At 68.1% G+C, this 18,432-nt stretch carries 12 protein-coding genes and 1 pseudogene; 8 read left to right on the top strand and 5 right to left on the bottom strand.

What is annotated here, in order from left to right:
• Positions 1-131: 131 nt before the first annotated feature.
• The gene (locus tag IPI67_08940) at positions 132-464 is read left to right on the top strand and encodes a hypothetical protein (protein ID MBK7580314.1); all 333 of its coding nucleotides are present in this window, start codon (positions 132-134) and stop codon (positions 462-464) included.
• Between the two features lie 12 nt (positions 465-476).
• Here IPI67_08940 and IPI67_08935 read toward each other — a convergent pair whose 3' ends face one another.
• On the bottom strand, positions 477-1,526 hold the full coding sequence (locus tag IPI67_08935; GenBank protein MBK7580313.1) for a class I SAM-dependent methyltransferase: 1,050 nt from the start codon (positions 1,524-1,526) through the stop codon (positions 477-479).
• 143 nt (positions 1,527-1,669) lie between these two features.
• On the opposite strand from IPI67_08935, the gene IPI67_08930 reads away from it, so the two are divergent.
• The 4 genes and pseudogenes from IPI67_08930 (at position 1,670) to IPI67_08915 (ending at position 4,750) form a co-directional block, all read left to right on the top strand.
• On the top strand, positions 1,670-2,491 hold the full coding sequence (locus IPI67_08930) for a hypothetical protein (GenBank protein ID MBK7580312.1): 822 nt from the start codon (positions 1,670-1,672) through the stop codon (positions 2,489-2,491).
• Positions 2,492-2,493: 2 nt separating this feature from the next.
• On the top strand, positions 2,494-3,063 hold the full coding sequence (locus IPI67_08925) for an ATP-binding protein (protein ID MBK7580311.1): 570 nt from the start codon (positions 2,494-2,496) through the stop codon (positions 3,061-3,063).
• A gap of 130 nt (positions 3,064-3,193) precedes the next feature.
• Positions 3,194-4,255, top strand: a complete 1,062-nt coding sequence (gene dusB / locus IPI67_08920) for a tRNA dihydrouridine synthase DusB (protein MBK7580310.1) — start codon at positions 3,194-3,196, stop codon at positions 4,253-4,255.
• A gap of 417 nt (positions 4,256-4,672) precedes the next feature.
• Positions 4,673-4,750 (top strand): annotated as a pseudogene (locus IPI67_08915) (J domain-containing protein).
• Between the two features lie 180 nt (positions 4,751-4,930).
• Here IPI67_08915 and IPI67_08910 read toward each other — a convergent pair.
• On the bottom strand, positions 4,931-5,290 hold the full coding sequence (locus IPI67_08910; protein ID MBK7580309.1) for an RNA-binding S4 domain-containing protein: 360 nt from the start codon (positions 5,288-5,290) through the stop codon (positions 4,931-4,933).
• Between the two features lie 134 nt (positions 5,291-5,424).
• Between IPI67_08910 and IPI67_08905 the strand changes: the two genes are divergently transcribed.
• The 3 genes from IPI67_08905 to IPI67_08895 all read left to right on the top strand — a co-directional run bounded on the left by IPI67_08905 (position 5,425) and on the right by IPI67_08895 (position 13,934).
• On the top strand, positions 5,425-6,147 hold the full coding sequence (locus IPI67_08905; GenBank protein MBK7580308.1) for a GAF domain-containing protein: 723 nt from the start codon (positions 5,425-5,427) through the stop codon (positions 6,145-6,147).
• A 106-nt stretch (positions 6,148-6,253) separates the two neighbouring features.
• Positions 6,254-10,075, top strand: a complete 3,822-nt coding sequence (locus tag IPI67_08900) for a protein kinase (GenBank protein ID MBK7580307.1) — start codon at positions 6,254-6,256, stop codon at positions 10,073-10,075.
• A 22-nt stretch (positions 10,076-10,097) separates the two neighbouring features.
• A complete protein-coding gene (locus tag IPI67_08895; protein ID MBK7580306.1) occupies positions 10,098-13,934 on the top strand; it encodes a protein kinase in 3,837 nt (1,278 codons plus the stop codon).
• A 214-nt stretch (positions 13,935-14,148) separates the two neighbouring features.
• On the opposite strand, the gene IPI67_08890 is transcribed toward IPI67_08895, so the two are convergent.
• The 3 genes from IPI67_08890 to IPI67_08880 all read right to left on the bottom strand — a co-directional run bounded on the left by IPI67_08890 (position 14,149) and on the right by IPI67_08880 (position 18,388).
• Positions 14,149-14,961: a phosphoribosylformylglycinamidine synthase subunit PurQ gene (locus IPI67_08890; GenBank protein MBK7580305.1), complete on the bottom strand. Its 813-nt coding sequence runs from the start codon at positions 14,959-14,961 to the stop codon at positions 14,149-14,151.
• 59 nt (positions 14,962-15,020) lie between these two features.
• Positions 15,021-18,056 carry a phosphoribosylformylglycinamidine synthase subunit PurS gene (locus IPI67_08885; protein ID MBK7580304.1) on the bottom strand — a complete coding sequence of 1,012 codons (3,036 nt, stop codon included), beginning with the start codon at positions 18,054-18,056 and terminating at the stop codon, positions 15,021-15,023.
• Positions 18,057-18,169: 113 nt separating this feature from the next.
• A complete protein-coding gene (locus IPI67_08880) occupies positions 18,170-18,388 on the bottom strand; it encodes a hypothetical protein (protein ID MBK7580303.1) in 219 nt (72 codons plus the stop codon).
• Positions 18,389-18,432 lie beyond the last annotated feature (44 nt).

Genomic DNA, 18,432 nt, shown 5'->3' with positions numbered 1-18,432 from the left:
GCGCACGGCCGAAGGCCGGGGGTTTGGGGCGCAGCCCCAACGTAAGTGTCCTAGAACACGAGCAGCGCAAGCTGATCGGTGTTCTAGGCCCTCGAAGCGGCCGACGTCGGCGCGTGTTATGGGGCGACATCGTGCCGGTTCACGACGACAGCTCGGGCGACGAGTCGGACGACGCGCTTGCGGAGCCCGCGAAGGACGCACGCCTGGCGGAGCGCCCGGGCGAACCGCCGGTGGTCGCACGGATGATCGTGGAGATCCGCTCGGATGGAACCCGCACGATCGCCCGCGGCGCCATCGAAGAGGTCGTGTCCGGGGAGCGCGTGGCAATCGAGGCCCACGGTTCGACTCCCCTCGCCCTCGCCCGGTCGCTCGCCAAGAGCATGTTCACCGCGCCGATGCTGGCGCGCCAAGCGGTCAGAGCGTTGATCGCCTCCAAACGGCGGCGCTCGGCCGACGAGGAGTGAGGGCTGCCAAGGCTACACGGCAAGCGCCGGAGCGCGGGCCTTGTTCGCGGTCACCAGCTTTGCCACGTAACAGGGCTCGGAGACGACGGAGTCGAAGCCCACTTCGCGCGCGACCGATGCCAGGTCGTCCTCCAAGTAGTCCCGATAGAAAGGCTCGTGGAATTCGGCGCTGAACTGCTCGAGGAAAAAAGCCACCGCGCCGGAGTCCTCCTGCTGCGCCGAATCCTCGAGCACCACCAGACCGCCAGGCTTGAGCACTCGCCGGATCTCTGCGAGCACGTTGCGACGCGCGTTTCGCGGAAGCTCGTGAAACAAGTACGTACAAGTGACGATGTCGAACCAGCCGTCGGAGAACGGCATCGCCTCCGCGTTGTCGGCCACCAACGACACGTCATCCAGCGACGTCAGGCACTCCCCGGCCTGCCGCACGTAATAGGGCGACAGATCGAGCCCGTACAGCTTTGCGTTCGGCAGGGCGCGGGCGATCTGGGACAGGGTTCGACCCGTTCCACACGCCACATCCAAGATCCGCGGCCGCGTGAGGCCCTGCTCCGCCGCAAACCGCACCATGGGTGGGATCACCTGGCGGCGCATGATGTCGGCGGTTCCCAAGAACAACAGCTCGACTCCCAGGTCGTACAGCTCCGCGGAGCGCCGGCTGAGGTAGCCGTCGGTCTGCCAGTGAAAGTTGCGACGGAAGTAGGGCGGGTAGTCCTCGAGGCTCACCTCGCTGGGCAAATCCTTGAAGTCACCGCGGCGTGAGCGGGAGAAGACTCGGGGCAGGTCCCGCATCAACATCGGGAGCTTGCGCGCGTAGTCACCGATCGGCATCTGGAACAGCAGGTCGCGCGGGTAGACGCCGACCTCGACGTTGGCCAAATCTCGCTGGAGCAGCGCGAAGTATCGGCGCCGCACCTCGGCCAGCGCGGCGTCGTTCGGAACAATGCGCATGCCCAAGACGACCCGCAACAGCTGGTGGGTGACGAGCGATTGTAACAGCAGCGCGGTCTGCTGAGCCCGGTAACGAGCGCGGTACGCGGGCAGGGGGAACAACGCGGACATCGGAGCCACGACAGTGTAGCGCGATCCGCACACGATGCGCGTTCGCTGAATGCGCCAAATACTTCCCGGGCGGCGGAGACCCGGTTGACGGAGCCCAACCTTTCTTCGATCCTGTAGCGCCTCCGGCCGAGCCGATAGTACCGATGCCACTGCCCCTCGATTTCAAGAGCTGCGACGAGATCGATCCTGCGCTCATCGAGCAGGCCTTCAACACGGAGAGCGGTTCGCCACGTGACCACGTGCTCAAGCTCGTCGAGAAGATGGCGCGCGTGGCCAAGCCAGGGCGAGGCGCGCATCGGATCTTGGAGGTCCTGGCCCGGCTTGCCCAGAGTGTCTGGCTCGACGGAGCGCTCGACATCATCTTGCGCGACTTCGACCTGGCGACGGAAATAGACATCCGTCTGGATGCGGGCCGGCACTTCGAACGTGTGCGCACCTTCTCGGTGGCGGTCTCGCTCTCCGAGCTCGCTGATTGGGCGGCGGAGAACCCGGAATCGCTGATGCCACTCGTCGTCTTCGACACCCGGCGAGACGACGAGTTGAGGCTGCGCCGAGCCACGGGGCGGATCACCCACATCCCCCGCTCGGGCGTCCCACTCGCCGGACCCGCGTCGAAGCGCTCCGGCCCGGCGAGCGCTCGACCGCCAGACCGTCCCATCAGCTCCACCCCCCGCCCGGAAGCGCCGCCCCCCTCCGCGGAGACAAAACCCGTGCCGCCGTCGACCCCGGCCGACATCTACTCGCGCGTCACGTCGCCGGATCTGGAGGCGGAGGCCTCGCCCGGCCAAGGTCCAGCCGACGTGCACCGCCGCAACACCCCCCGCCTCTCGCGCATCGACCTTCCGGACGAGGCCTACCGCAACAAGCCGAATCGTACCGACCGGAAATCGACGATCCGCATTCCGGCGGTGCGCCCACCAAAACCGGCAGCGGAGACCGACCCCACGGACGAAGGCTGGGAATGAGTATGCCGGCACCTGGGAAGTTGAAGGTGGCGTTCGTCGGCAGCCATGGCGTTGGCAAGACCACGCTGTGTTACGGACTGGCCGCGCGACTCAAAGCCCGCGACGTCGTGCTCGAGGTCGTGCACGAGGTGGCTCGCCGCTGTCCACTGCCGATCAACGAAGAAACAGGGGTGGCCAGCGAGTCCTGGATCCTCCACACGCAGATCGCCGAAGAGGTCGTGGCTGCCCAGCGCTACCCCGTGGTGTTGTGCGACCGCAGCGCCCTCGACAACTACGTCTACCTGCTCCTGGCGGCCGGGCCGCAGGCGGGGCTCGACCTCTTGGTGAACTATTGGATGAAGTCGTACGATCTGTTGGTCGCGGTGCCGGTGGTCGAGGTGCCCAGCGCCGACGGCTTTCGCACCACCGATCCGGAGTTTCAGCGAGCGGTGGACGCGCGGCTGGCGCGCGAAATTACCGAACGTGGCCTGACGGCAATTCGGCTCGACCCCGCATGCCGCGCCGAGTGGCTGGATCAAGCCGAGGAGCTGGTCATGAGCCGCGTGCAGCCGAAACAGCTGTCACTCTTGTGACGCCGAGACCTTAGTGGACGCCCGCTACCGAAGTGAGCTGAACCGCGACGTGCCGCCGGCGTGTGAGGGCGAGTTCCGCCCTCTCCACATCGGGCCGCTGCAGGTCTGGCCGCCAGTGGTGCTCGCACCCATGGCCGGGGTCACCAACTACCCATTCCGGGCTTTGTGCCGGCGTTTTGGCGCTGGCCTCTACGTGAGTGAAATGATCACGGCGCGCCCGCTGGTCGAAGGCCGCGACAAGACGCTCCGGCTCGCCGATTTTGGTGCCGACGAGAGTCCGCGGTCCTTGCAGCTCTACGGCGTCGACCCCCACTACGTCGGCGAGGCCGTCAAACGCCTGGTGGGTGAGGGTCGCGTCGACCACATCGACATGAACTTCGGGTGTCCTGTGCGGAAAGTGACACGAAAGGGCGGCGGCGCAGCGATCCCGGTGAAGCCGAACCTGCTTCATCGCATCGTCAAGGCTGCGGTCGACAACGCCGGCAGCGTACCGGTCACGATCAAGTTCCGCATGGGGGTCAACGACCGCTTGCTCACCTACCTGGATGCCGGCCGCGTCGGTGAAGAGACTGGATGTGCCGCCGTGGGCCTGCACGCCCGCACGGCCGCTCAGCTGTACGATGGCGCAGCGCGCTGGGAGGCCATCGCCCTGTTGAAACAGAGCGTGAAGATCCCGGTGCTCGGCAACGGCGACATCTGGGAGGCGGAGGACGCGCTGCGCATGATGCGCACGACGGGGTGCGACGGGGTCATCGTCGGTCGAGGTTGCCTCGGCAGGCCCTGGCTGTTTCGGGATCTCGCGGCGGTCTTCGCGGGTCGCGAGCCGGACGACCCGCCCGCGCTCGGCAGCGTGATCGACATCATGCTCGAACACGCGCGCCTTTTGTCGGAGTGGCTGGGAGAACAACCGGCGATGCGGGCGTTTCGCCGACACACGACCTGGTACACAAAAGGTTTTCGCGGTAGCGCGGAGCTGCGAGCGCGATTGATGCAGATCTCGAGCTACGACGACCTCGTCAGCACGGTGGCGTCCGTCGACCGCACTCAGCCCTTTCCTCCGTCGGCCATGCGGGTACCCCGAGGCAAGGCTTCGGGGACCCAGGAGGTGAGCCTGCCGGAGGGTTACCTGGACGACCTCACCGACGCGACGCCTCCCGGGGCGGACGCCGAGGACGCTTTCAGCGGGGGCTGAGGGGATCTCGCGGAAGATCCGCGCAAAACCCTGGCATCCGGGCGGCCTTTTGGCGAGCCGCTCTCTCGCCCCCTGGTGCCGGCCGCGTCCTCGGGTAGACTGCCGCCGAGGGAACCTGCCATGCGAGCCCTGAAGTCCTTGCTCGGGTTTGTGACTTGGCGCTGGACGCCCTGCATCGCGCTGATCGCGTCGTCGCTGCTCTACGTGCTGATCGTCCTGCTCGTGACGCCGAAGACCCTGGCGTTCGGCCAGACCTCGAAGATCGTCAATGTGATCGAAGACACCGAACCAACGAACGCACTGATGCCGGCCAGGACCCAGCCGACCCCGACCCCGGCCGCGCAGCGCGGCCCCGGCCCCGCGCCGCGGCTCGGCAACGCTCCAAGCCAGCCGCCCGTGCTGCAGATCACACCCATGGCGCCGCCTCCGCCGCCCGAGCCGCACAACGATCCACCACCGCCTCCACCCGCACCCCCGCCAGCGCCAGAGCCGGCGGAAGAAGAGGAGGCCGCGCCTGCACCACCGCCGGCGCCGCTCAGCAATCCGAACGCGCGCTTCATGGGGACTCCGCTTCGGTTCATCCCGCAGATCGCCAACGCGGCTTCCGCGGCGGCAGCAGCGTCGGCCGCGCCCGCGCCGAATGAAGAGCACTGAGCGAGCGCGTCCGCCCGACAGTCAGTGATCTTCCCGCAGGCGTTGGAGCGCGCGACGGTCGGCCTTGGTGGGGCGCCCGGCGCCACGATCGCGAACGGCGACGCGTTCCTCTCTTGGTGGCGGCGGCGGGGAGAAGTCTTGATACAAGGCGCGCGCCGGCGCGGGGGCCAGGCGCTTTTCGGCCAAGGCGAGCACTTCCAAGATCACCTCGCCACGCGGCGCAATCGCACGAACGCGATCGCCGACGCGGACCAGGTGGCTCGGGCGCGCCGGGTTTTCATTCACTCGGACGTGACCGCCGAGACACGCATCGCTGGCCTGGGTGCGCGACTTGAAGAACCGCGCAGCCGCAAGCCAGCGATCGATTCGCACGCTCTCCACCGCCCAATCTTAGGCTCGGGAGCTCCAGCGCTGGACGGAAAAACGCCTGGGACGAACCTCGTTCTTGGCCCGTCGAGGCTGTTGTGCGCGACAATTTCGGCGCACGTCGCATTCGCCGACGAAGGAGCCTTCCCGTGCAGATTTCCGCCGCCACTCACTCGCCACGCCCAGTTCGTCCCCCACCTCTCTGGTTCGTCACCAACGGAGAGCTGACCGTCGGTCCGGTGAGAACGGACCTGCTCCAGCGCGGGGTGTTCCACGGGCGCATCCCGGAAGACTGCCTGGTGCGGGAGCTGACCTGGCGCACGTGGCGCCGCCTGGACCAGATCCGCGAGATCCGTGCGGTTCAGCGGGTTCCGGGCACCGACACCCTGATCAACCGCCCGTTCATGGGCCAGAGCCACGCGGACCTCGTCTCACGCTTTGGCCTGGCGATGGACGCGGCAGAGGTGTTGTCCCTTGCGTTGCACGAGTGCTTCGAGACGACCAACGCGAGCTTCGGGCTCGTACACAGAGCCTTCGATCCCGACCAGCGCGCCACGACCACCTGTGTGCGTGGCATCGGCATGACCGGGCGGCTCGGCGCGATCTTGCCGGACGACGCAGCGACTCGAATTGCCCGTTTTGGTGGGTTGGTCGTGGCACGGCCCGGAACGGGTGAGGCCGAGCGCTGCATCGCGAACCGGCTCGGCGCCGCTGCTGATCTCGAGGGCGTCGCGATGGTTCCGCTGTGCATCGGCGGCGATCTGCTGGCAATCATCGAGCTCGGGCGGGTGGGCCACGCCTTCCGTGCGTCCGACGTCACCGCCCTCGAGCGCATCGCCTCGGCCGCCACGCTGGTGATCTACGGCTGCTGAGCCCGCCGAACGGCCCATTCTCCCAGCGCCGCGCCCGTTCCCGGGGTGCGCAACCGGCCCCACCCGCTAGCCAGCTCCGCCCAGCGGCGCTACGTGTACGGGTCGGTTGAATCTCGGTGATGTAATAGCAGGCCGGTTCGAGGTCACGACCTTCGCCGGCGAAGGTGGAATGGGCGAGGTCTTTCGCGCCATCGACCGCCAGACCGGCGAGCCCGTGGCCCTGAAACACGTTCACGCCGGCCGCGAGGGCGAACAACGATTCTTCCGCGAAGCGCGCGCACTCACCCTCCTCAGCCATCCGGCTATCGTTCGCTACGTCGCTCACGGCAACACGGGCGGCGGCGAGCACTACCTCGCAATGGAGTGGCTCGAGGGTCAGACCCTCAGCCGTCGATTGGAGGGCGGACGCTTGCCCGTGGAAGAGGCCGTCGATCTCATCCGACGCGTCGCCGGAGCGCTGGCGCACGCCCACTCGGCCGGCGTCATCCACTGCGATCTGTCCCCTGGCAACTTGCTCCTACCCGACGGCCACGCCCAGAGCGTGAAGCTCTTGGACTTCGGGCTCGCACGTCACCGCGGGGACCGAACCGAGGCTCGCGCCTGGCAAGGTCCAACCGGAACGCTGGGGTACATGGCGCCGGAGCAAGCGCGTGGCACCGAGGAGGTCGATGCGCGCGCCGACCTCTTCGCGCTCGGTGCGATCTTGTTCGAGTGTGTCACTGGCACGCCGGCATTCGGCGCCGACAGTTATCTGGCGGTCCTCGCAAAAATCGTGGTCGCCGGCGCAATGCGCCTGCGGGAGGTGATTGCCGACGTGCCGCAGCCGCTCGACGAGCTGTGCGCGCGGCTCTTGGCCAAGAACCCGGATGATCGGCCCGAGTCAGCGGACGCCCTGCTCGAAGCGCTGGCCGGCATCGGCGGCTCCCGCCCGACACTGCGTGCTCCGCTGGCGTCGGCGGCGGTCGCCATCACCGAGCGCGAGCGCGAGTTGGTCAGCGTGCTCTTGGCCAAACGCGTGAGCGATTCCGCAGACAGAGCCCTCGCGGGCTGGCCCGACGAGGTGCGAAGGCTCGCTCGAGACAACCAGCTTCGCACGGAGTTTCTCGCGGATGGCTCGTGTTTGCTGACCACCGCGGGCAGCGGCGTGGCCACCGATCAGGCGGCGCGCGCGGCGGCGGTGGCGCTCGAGATCATGAACACCGACCCAATGCTCGCGGTTGGCATCGCTACCGGATGGGCCACACTCGAACGCGGACAGTGCGAAGGCGAGGTCGTCGAGCGAGCCGCGAGCTTGGCCAGCGTCGCGGGTGGCATCGGCATCGACGACGTCACGCGAGGCTTGTTGCCACCACGCTTTCAAGCGTCCGGTGCGCGCGGCGCCTACACCCTGACCGGCGCCTCGAGCGTCGAACAACCCGCGCGCTTGCTGCTGGGTCGAGAGACACCCTGCGTTGGACGGGATCGCGAGCTCAGAACGCTACATGCCATCGTGGACGAGAGCCTTGCCGCGCCCGTCGCGCAGGCGGTGCTGATGACGGGCCCCGCCGGCTCGGGCAAGAGCCGAGTCCGCTACGAGCTCATCCGTCAGCTTCGTGAGCGCCACCCCGAGCTCGCCGTCTGGGTCGGCCGCGGTGACCCGATGCACGCAGGGGCCCCGTTCGGCGTCTTGGCCCAGGCGTTGAGGCGGGCGACCGGCGTGCTCGACGGTGAGGCGGCGCAGTCACGGCGCGAAGCCGTGAGCGTGACGGTGGCGCGCTCGGTCCCGCCCGAGGACCAGGCACGCGTGACCGAGTTCATGGCTGAGCTCTTGGGCTGCCCATTTCCAGATTCTCCGGCGCTCTCGGCCGCCCGCCAAGACCCGCTGTTGATGAGTGATCAGCTCAGGCGCGCGGTGGAAGATCTTCTGAGCGCCGAGTGCCGCATGCAGCCGGTTCTGCTCGTGCTCGAGGACTTTCAGTGGGGCGACGCCGCTACCGTCAAGCTGCTCGATGCGGCCCTGCGCAACTTGCCGAATCTGCCGTGGACGCTGCTCGCGATCGCTCGCCCCGACGTGCACGAGACCTTTCCGGGACTCTGGCTCGAGCGCAACGTTCAGGAGCTGAAGATCGGAGCCCTGACCCGGCGCGCAGCCGAGAGCCTGATCCGCGAGACCGCCGGCCCGGTGGGCGACGCGATCTGCGCCGACCTGCTGCTCAGAGCTGGCGGCAATGCGTTCTACCTGGAGGAGTTGATCCGTGCGCATGTCGAGGGGCGCAGCGATGGGCAGCCAGACTCCGTGCTCGGCATGGTCAAGGAGCGCATCGAAAACATGGAACCCGAGGCACGCAGAGTGCTGCGGGCGGCCAGCGTCTTCGGTCAGAGTTTCTCGGCGCTCGGAGTGACCACCCTGGTTGGAGGTGAGGCCATGGCCGCCGAGACCCGCGAGTGGCTCGAGACGCTGGAGCTCCGCGAGGTCGTCACGCGGCGCAGCGGCGAGGCGCTCGCGAGCGAGAGTGAATACACTTTTCGCCACTCGCTGGTGCGTGATGCGGCTTACGCGATGTTGACCGACCGAGATCGCATGCTCGGCCACCAGCTCGCCGCCGAGCACTTGGAGCGCATTGGCGCCGCGGACGGCACCTCGATGGCCGAACACTACGAGCGCGCCCAGGCCCCGCGCGAAGCAGCGCGCTGGCGGCGACGGGCTGCGGCCGAGGCCCTGGACGCGGGGGACTTCGAGGCCGCGGTGGCGCTCGCCGAGCGCGGGCTTGCGGCCGAAGTCACGGGTTCCGAAGCGGGTGAGCTCTGCCTGACACGGGCCGAGGCACTGCGTCTCTCTGGCAGAGTCAAGGAGTCGCTACCCAGCGTGGAGCGCGCAATCTCGGCGTTCGAGCCTGGCACCCTCGGCTGGTGTAACGCGATCGGCGAGCGCTCGCTGATCTTGCAGCGGCTCGGGCAGAGCGCGGAGCTCGTGTCCGCTTCGGTAGAGCTCGCCAGCGCGAGCGCCGAGCCTGACGGGCGCGACGCGCTCGCCCTCGCGCGCGTCCGCTCGGCGGTCGCCCTGCTCCGTTTCGGATTCCGGGGTGAAGCCAGCGAGCTGGTCGAGCTGGCGGAGAACGCAACACCGCTGCTCGGCCCGGTGACCCGCGCGTGGGTCCACGCCTATCGGGCCGTCGAGGCCCTGCTCGACGGCGCCCCAAGTCGGTACCTCTGCGAAGCCGAGCGCGCTCACGCAGGATATCTGGCCATCGGCGACGTTCGCCTGGCGCTCGAGCAGTCCATCAGCATCGGCAGCGTGCAGATGGAGCTCGGCGTCTATGCCGACGCAGAGACGAATCTACGAGCGGCACTCGTGAGCGCCGAGCGCCTCGGCCTTGCCCACGCGGCGGCCGGCGCAAGACACAACCTCGGTCTCGTGCTCGGTTACCTGGGTGAGTTCGACGAGGCCGTCAGGTTGGAGCAAGCCGCACTCGAAGCATTCCGAAATCGGGACCAGCGCATGCTGGGCGGGGCCGAGCTCGCGCTGGCCATGATCCACCTGCAGAGCGGAAACTCGAAGGCGGGACTCGAGGCCGGAGGCCGGGCGCTCGAGGTCCTGGAGCGGTCTGCCCCGCCGCTCGTGCCCATGGCCCTGGCGACGCTCGCGCGCCTACAGCTCGCCCAGGGTGAGGGCGTGTCCGCACTCGAGCTCTCGACGCGGGCGCACGAGCGACTCGAGTCGGCGGGCGCCGTCGAGTTCGGCGCGCACTCCATCCGCCGTGCCCACGCCGAGGCGCTGGCGGCGAACGGACGACAATCCGAAGCCGCCGCACTCGTTGCTGACGCAGCGCGACGACTGCACGACGAAGCAGAAAGGTTGGCTGACCCGCGCTTGGCCCAGTGTTTCCTGGAGGCCGTCGTCGATAACCGAATCCTGCTCGAGCTCGCCGGAGCGTGGGGAGTCGGCTGAGTCCTGCTAGCCTACGAGCCGCATGCTCGTCGGAAGCGTCATCAACGAGCGCTTCGAGATCCTCGGACTCGCCGGCGAGGGAGGGATGGGAAGCGTGTACCGCGCGCGAGATGGGCTCAGCGGGGAGATCGTCGCGCTGAAATTGTTGAAGCCCGGCTCGCCGCACCGGGCGCGCTTCCTGGTCGAGGCCGAGACGCTCGCTCGGCTGGACCACCCTGGCATCGTCCAATACCTGGCACATGGCAGCGCGAACGCGGGCGGGCCCGCCTACCTGGCCATGGCCTGGGTCGAGGGTAGTTCCCTGCGGGAGCGCCTGCTCGAAACCCGACTCAGCGTGAGCGAGAGTGTCGCCGTCGTCGGCGCGGCGGCCGCTGCGCTGGCGTCCGCCCACGCCGTCGGTATCGTGCACCGCGACGTCAAACCCGAAAACCTCATGCTCGTGGGCGGAGGCTGCGACGAAGTGAAGGTGCTCGACTTCGGCGTCGCGTTCGCCGCCGGCCCACGCGCACGCATGACGCGCACGGGCACTCCGCTCGGGACCATCGGTTACATGTCTCCGGAGCAAGTCCGGGGGGAGACGGACGTCGATGCACGCGCCGACGTGTTTGCACTCGGCGCCGTCTTCTTCGAAGCCTTGACCGGCCAGGCACCGTTTTTTGCGGACCACCCGCTGGCGGTGCTGGCCAAGATCACACTCGAGGACGCGCCGCGCGCGCGGGACCTCGAGCTGAGAGTACCGAAGGCGCTGGACGCACTCGTAAACGCCATGCTGGCGCGAGAGCGAAGCGCTCGCCCGAAAGACGCCAGTGAGGTCGCCGCCCGACTTCGTGAGCTCGAGCGAGCTCCGCGGGCGCCGTCGGCGATCCCGAGTCGACGCCCCCCGGCCTTGACCGCTGACGAACGCGGACTCATGTGCCTCGTCGTCGCCGATGGCAACGAGGGGCACCAGGGACGCACGCTCGCCCTCGCCGAGCTCGAGGGTGCGCGGGTGGAGCGCACGCAGATCGCCGAGGCATTCGCCGGGCGGCTCGAGCCTCTCGGCCCGGGCAGCTACGTGGTCGTATTCGACGGTCGCGACCCCACCGCCACGGCCGAGCGGGCCGCGCGCGCCGCGCTGGCGCTGAGGGCGGCGACGCCGGAAATCGGCCTCGCGCTCGTGGCCGTGACCTCGAGCGAGGCCGAACACCTGCCCATCGCGCGCGCGGTGGAGGGAGCCATGCAGCTTGCCCAAGCGCGTGGGACCGCCGAGATCTTGCTCGATGCCAACATGGCCGGGCTCGTCTCGGCGAGTTTCGTCGTGCGCGAGGTCGACGGAACTGCCGTGCTCGAAGGGCCGCAGCCCACACTGCGCTTCGCCCGCAGGCTGCTGGGGAAGAGCACCGAGTGTGTCGGCCGCCAGCGCGAGCTCGAAGCACTCGCGGCCATCGGCGAGGAGTGTTTCGGCGATTCGGTCGCGCGCGTCGTGTTGCTCACCGGACCCGCCGGCATCGGCAAGAGCCGCATTCTCCAGGAGATGACGGCGCGGAGCGCCCACCTCGCCGAGCAACCAGCGCTGTGGTTCGGACGCGGGGATCGGGTGCGTGCCGGAACTCCGTTCGCGCTGCTCTCGGATCTGCTGCAGCGGACGTTCCAGCTCGCCCGTCCCTCCGCCGACGAGTGCCGCGACGCCCTCGCGTCCAGTGTTTGCGGCCGCGTCCCCGAGAGTGATGCGCCGCGCGTGACCGAGTTCCTGGCCGAGCCCCTCGGACTCTCTTTCCCGGAGGAGAGGAGCCGAGAGCTCCGAGCCGCCCGGGTCGATCCCATCCTGATGGGTGACCAGATCCGCCGCGCGTTTTGCGACTTGCTCGAGCATTCCGCCCGGGCAAATCCGCTGTTGATCGTCCTGGACGATTTGCACATCGGCGATCTGCCTTCGGTGCAGGCAATCGACGCCGCCCTGCGCCGCGCGGCTGAGCTGCCGGTGATGGTCTTGGGCGTCGCGCGTCCGGAGCTTCATGCAACGTTTCCGCAGCTCTGGTCCGAGCGCGCCGTTCAAGAGATCAGGGTCGGACCCTTGTCACGCAAGGCGGCCCTGGCGTTGACCGAGCTCGCGCTGGGTAGCACGCCGGAGGCGGACCGAGCGGCGCTGGTGGAGAGAGCCCAGGGAAACGCTCTGTTTCTGGAGGAGCTGATCCGGGCGCACGCCGCTGGACGAGCGGCAGCGCCAATGAGTGTGCTCTCGTTCGTACAGGCTCGACTGGCCGCCCTCGATCCGGCGGCCCGACGCGTGCTGCGGGCGGCCAGTGTCTTTGGGCTGCACTTCTGGCAGGGAGGAGTCGAGACCCTGGTCGGCACCCTCCCCGTCGGGCGCGTCGACGCCTGGTTGTCGGAGCTCAGCGCGCTCGAGTTATTGACCCCGCGCGCCGAGACTCGCTTCGCTGGCCAGCAGGAATATTCCTTTGCCCACGATCTCTTGCGCGAAGCGGCCTACACCGCGCTCACGGAGGACGACAAGCAGCTCGGTCATCGCCTGGCCGCCGCCTGGCTCGAGCGCCACAACGAACGCGATCCGCGCTCGCTTGCGGAACACCACGAGCGCGGCGGTTCACCGAAAACGGCAGTGCCGTGGTGGGAACGGGCAGCCACTCTCGCCCTCGAGGCCAATGACTTCGACCAAACGCTGACGTTCGTCGCTCGCGGCAAACATGCCGGAGCCGGTGGCGCTCTGCTCGGCGCGCTTTTGCTCACCGAGGCCGAGGCGATGCGCTGGACGGGTGAGCTCGATCGAGCACGCAGCTCGCTCGACGCCGGGCTTCTGCTGCTACCACCGGGCAGTCCGCGCTGGTGCCACGGTGTGGCGGAACAGGCGCTCTTGTGTCAGCGCTCGGGGCGGGCCGATCTGCTCGTACCCCTCGGCCGCAGCCTGCTCGGTCGCTCGGTTCGCGATGCACCGAGTGACGCCTTGGCCTACGGCCTGGTGCGGGTTGCGCTGTTTGCGTGGCTGTCGGGCCACAGTGCACTGGCGGAGGAGCTGGCAGAGACCGCGGCGCACTTCGAGAAGACCGGCGTCGAGCTCGAGCCGGCAACCTTGGGGCAAGCTCACGTGTTCCGAGCGCTCTCGGCGCTCTACCGCGGCGACTTGTCGACCTATCTGGCAGAAGAGCTGGCCGCGCGAGCGCATTTCGAGGAGGCCGGCGACGCGCGCCGCGCCCTCAACGAGTCCGGAAGCATCGGGTTCGCTGAGCTAGAGCTCAGCGCCTACCGCGACGCAGAGCGGACGCTCGTGGACGCCCTCGCTCGCGCCCAGCAGCTGGGCCTGGAGCATCTGTCTGCGGCAGCGCAGCACAACCTCGGTTTGGTCTACGCCCGGCTCGGCCGCTTCGAGGAAGCGCGCCGGGTCGAGCGGGCCTCACTGGAGATTTTTCGACACCAGCTGGATCGTCGGCTCGAAGGCGCGGCCCTGACCTACCTCGCGGAGATCGAGCTTCTGGCCGGCGCGTCGGCGGAAGCGGAGCAAATCGCTCGCCAGGCCCTGACGCTGGTACGCGAAGTTGCGCCGCCGATCGTGCCGCTTGCCCAGGCGATTCTGGCGCAGAGCCGCCTGGCTCAGGGTCACGCGGGCGAGGCCCTCACGCTCGCCAGTGCGGCCCGGGATCGCGCCATTGCCGGCGGGGCCGAGACCGGCGAGACCCTGATCCTCGCGACCTTCGCCGACGCCCTGGCAGCCAGCGGTCGGAGTCACGAATCCGAGCTGGCGTGGACCGAAGCGCGCACACGTCTGCTGGCGCGCGCCGCTTGCATCGAAGACGAACCGGCGCGCTCGCACTTTCTGGAAGACATTCCCGAGAACGCCCGAACACTCCGCTGCGGCGGGCTGTGACTCGCGGCGACCGCGGGACGATCACGGACACAGGCGTGCGTGGCGCAGCGGATCGCTGAGTGTTCCTCCGCCGAGGAAGACGGTCTTGCCGTACGCGAGGTGCACTGCGCCGTCGGGTGCGAGTGCGATCGAGGTGTATCCCCCAACGGTACCCGCGGCGCACCTGCGCTTGCGCGGAATTCGACCGCGACCGAGAGATCGCTCGGTCTCGCGGCTACCAACGAGCAGCAGCCGCCGCGTCGACGCCGTTTCTGAAGATCGCCAGGCCGTCTCCCTCGCCACCGCCGCGCCCCAGAAATCGTCGGCGTGACCAGTCCGGATGATGAAACGGATAGAGAAACGCGTCGGGGTGAGGCATCAGACCGAACAGGCGCCCCGACGGATCACAAATCCCGGCAATCGCAGCCGGGGAGCCGTTGGGGTTCGCCGGAAACTCCTGGGTCGGTGCGCCGTCCGCGCCGAGATAACGCGCGACGACCTGGTGCTGAGCCCGCAGCCGCATGAGCGTCGTCTCCGAGGTCAGGAATTTTCCCTCGCCGTGACGCGCCGGCAAACTCATGCGCTCGATGCCCCGCGTCCAGACACAGGGGGAAGCGGGATCAAACCCCAAGCTGACCCAAGCGTCGCGATAGCCGGGCCGATCGTTGGGTGCGAGGGTCGCGAGCGGCGTCCGGTAGTCCCCGTCGAGCCCCGGCAAGAGTCCCAGGCGGGTCATGGTCTGAAAGCCATTGCACACCCCGAGGGCGAGCCCGCCGCGCTCGATGAACGCCAAGAGCTCGTCATAGAGCCGGTAACGGATCTTGTTCGCGAAGACAAAACCGGCGCCCAGGTGGTCGCCAAAGGCAAAACCACCGATGAACGCCAGCACGGGATAGTCAGAGAGCCGACTCTGAGCCGAGCCGTCCAGGAGATCGAGCAGGTGCACGAGCTCGGGCTTCGCGCCGACCAGGTTGAACGCCGCGCGCGTCTCGGCTTCACAGTTGAGCCCGAGGCCGGTCAACACGAGCACACGCACCTCGCGCCGCAGCCGATCTTTCTCGGCGGCGGGCAGCGCATCGAACAACCGCAGACGCTCGGCCTGAGAGCTCACGCTGCACCTCCCAAGGTGCGCTTGAACGACGAAGCGAGCGCCGAAATCTCGATGTCACATAGGGCCGTCGCCCCACGCCGAATCGTGAGTCGCGGAGCCGCAACGACGCTGCCAATGCGCTGGCAGGGCAACCCGCCCATGCGCGCCTCGAAGGCAGCGGTGTCCTCCGAGCCCACCGTCACGAGGAATCGACCCAGCGACTCGCTGAACAGCGCGGTCGCTACGCCAAGGTGGTCGAGCTCTGCGGCCGCAGCCAGATCGATCTCCAGTCCGAGCCGTGACCCCATTGCCATTTTCGCCAGCGCCACACCCACTCCGCCCTTGGCGGGTACTGCCACGGAGTGCAGCAGCCCGTCGGCGATTGCAGCGCCGAGCGCACGGTAGAGCGGCAGCGTTTCAGAGAGCCGCAGCAAAGGCACCTTGTTGCCGACGAACAGCGCCGGCTGCCCCAGCGGCACACTGCGACCGGCCAGCTCGCCCAGGTACCGGAAATACTCACTTCCGCCGCCCTCGTCCCGCGTCGCCCCGAGCAAATAGACGACGTCCGCAACCAGCTTCGGCTCGAGGGTGAGCGAGGTCGTCACGTCGTCGATGCGCCCGATGGCCGAGACCAGCAGCGTCGGCGGCACGCTGATCTTGACGCCCCCCATGCGGGAGTCGTTCTTCATCGAGTCCTTGCCCGAGATCAGCGGCGCGCCGTAACCGACTGCGGCCTCGTACAACCCGCGACACGCCCGGACCAGCTGGGCCATCTTGTACGCCCCGTCGGGGTTGTCGGGACTGGCAACCGGATCCGGCCAGCAGAAATTGTCCAGGAGCGCGATGCGATCGAGGCGGGCGCCCGCCGCAACCTGACGCCGCACGGCCTCGTCCACGACCGCCTGCGCCATCGCGTGACAATCGATGTCGGAATAAAACGGGTTCACCCCCTCCGACAGCACGTACCCACGTAGCGAGCCGTGACGCGCCATGAAGACCGTGGCCTCCGCTGGCACGTCGGCGCCAACCCCCACGAAGGGTTTGATCACCGTCAGGCCTTTGACCTCGTGATCGTAGTGGCGCGCCTTGTCTTCGTTCGAGCACAGGTTGAGGCGCCCCACCATGTCGACCAGGGCCTTGCCGGGGTCGGGTGTCGCGAGCCCTTCAGGCTCCTCGAAATGCGGCACGCGCCACACGGCCTCGAGATCGAGATCGGGATCCCCCTCATGCAAGAAGCGCATGTCGAGCAGCCCCAGGGTCGCCGCGCCGTACTTCACGTGCAGGTACCCGCTGCCCGAAAACCGGCCGATCACGCTGGCCTCGACCTCACGCCGCCGCGCCAGCTCCAGCAACTCTGGCAGCTGCTCTTCCGCCACTGCCAGCGTCATGCGCTCTTGGGCTTCACTGAGCAGGATTTCCCAGGGCGCGAGGCCGGCGTACTTGAGCGGCGCGCGCTCGAGCCAGAGCTCGGCACCACCAGGTTTTTCAGCCATTTCGCCGACGCTGGAGGAGAGCCCGCCGGCGCCGTTGTCGGTGATCGCACGGTACAACCCACGGTCTCGCGCCTCGACGAGGAAGTCGAACATGCGCTTCTGCGTAATGGGGTCGCCGATCTGTACGGCCTGAATCGGCGCGCTCTCGTCGAGCGCCGCCGACGAGAACGTCGCGCCGTGAATGCCGTCGGCTCCGATGCGCCCGCCGACCATCACGATGGCGTCACCGGGCTCTGCCGCTTTCTCGTGGCCCGGACGTCCGGCGATCGTGACCGGAAGCGCACCGACCGTGCCGCAAAAGACCAGCGGCTTGCCCACGAAGCGCGCGTCGAAAATCTCCCAGCCGCGGCCGTAGGGAATGCCACTCTGGTTGCCACCGTCGATGACCCCCTTGTGCACCCCATCGCGAATGCGGCGCGGGTGGAGCAGCCCCTTGGGCAACGTGCCCGAGAAGAAGGGCGACGCAAAGCAGTAACCCCAGACGTTCGACAGCAGCTCTGCGCCCAAGCCAGTGCCGAAGGGATCACGATTCACGCCGACGATGCCGGTGATGGCACCACCATACGGGTCCAGCGCCGACGGCGAGTTGTGGGTCTCGACTTTGTAGACGAGGTGGACCTCCTCATCGAACTCGACCACTCCGGCGTTGTCGTGGAACACCGACACCAGCCAGCTTTTTCCCTCGGCTTCGATGGCCGCTCGGTCCACCGCTTCGGTCGTGCCGCGGATGAACGTCTTGAAGATGGAATTGATCGGCTCGGGTTCACCGTCACCCTCGCGATAGCGCACGCTGGCGTTGAAGATCTTGTGTTTGCAGTGCTCACTCCAGGTCTGAGCCAAACACTCGAGCTCGACGTCCGTGGGTGAACTGGTGAGCCCGAGCTCGAGCCGCCGCGAGGTCTTGCCCTCGGCCGCGAAATGCTCGCGAATCGCCCGCATTTCGCCCAGCGACAGCGCCAGAAGTTTTTCCCGGCTGAGCTGCTCCAGCTCCCGATCGCTACCGGACAGGTCCACCACCTCGGCGTCCGTGCGCCCTGCACCCAGCACCCGCGGGACCGAGACGTCGGGCGCACTCTGTTCAAACTCGGCGTGCGCTTCGATGCGAGTCGTCTGGATCACGGGGTTGGCCAACAACTCCAGCGCGATGCGCTCGGCCTGCGACCGGTCCACACCATCGACCAGGAAGAGTGTCGAGGTGAAGACCGCCGCACCCTCCGGCAAACGGCGGCCGAGTGTGTCCTCGACAGCGACCTTTGCGCTCTTGCCAACGGGATCGGTCACTCCCGGCTTGTAGGCGACAGCAACCGCCCAGTCGAAAGGCTCACCCTCGATACGGCCGAGTGCGCTTACCTGTAACACTGGATCGGTGAACTCGGCGCGGACCCGCTCGGCCTCGGCGAGCGTCAGCTCTGCCGCAACGTGGTACACGTCGCGCGTCCGCACGCGCTTCACGGGGATCTGGAGGAAACTCCGCACCGTCTCCGCGACGCCGGAGCCTCGGGGATCCGGCAACTCGTGGCGGACTGCAACTTCGATGCGATGGACGGTGTCGGGCGACATCGGATGGCTCGGCGCTCGGCGCGGCGCGCAGCCTAGCCGAGGGAGCCGGGCTCGGCGACTGCTAGCGAGTCCCCGGGAGAAAGCCCGGAAAAAGCCCGCTGCTCCGGCTTTTGTCACTCGATGATGACGTGCTCGGCGCAGACCTCGAAGCTGGCGAGACACGGGAAGCTGAGACCCATGAGCACTTGCTTGAGCTCAGCCGCGTCGTTCACATAGTGGCGCTCGACATCGATCCGGGCGCGGCGAAGCGCCGCCACCAGGTAAGAAAGCCCCAGGTTTTCATTGTGCTCGAGCCGGCGCCCGACGAGCGCGACCCGGATGGGCTGATGCATGACAGGTCTCCTTGCGAGCGGTGAGCACAGCCGGAGTAGGATGA

Source organism: Myxococcales bacterium, assembly GCA_016706225.1.
GTDB lineage: Bacteria > Myxococcota_A > Polyangia > Polyangiales > Polyangiaceae > JADJKB01.
This window is presented reverse-complemented; position numbering and strand designations above follow the sequence as displayed.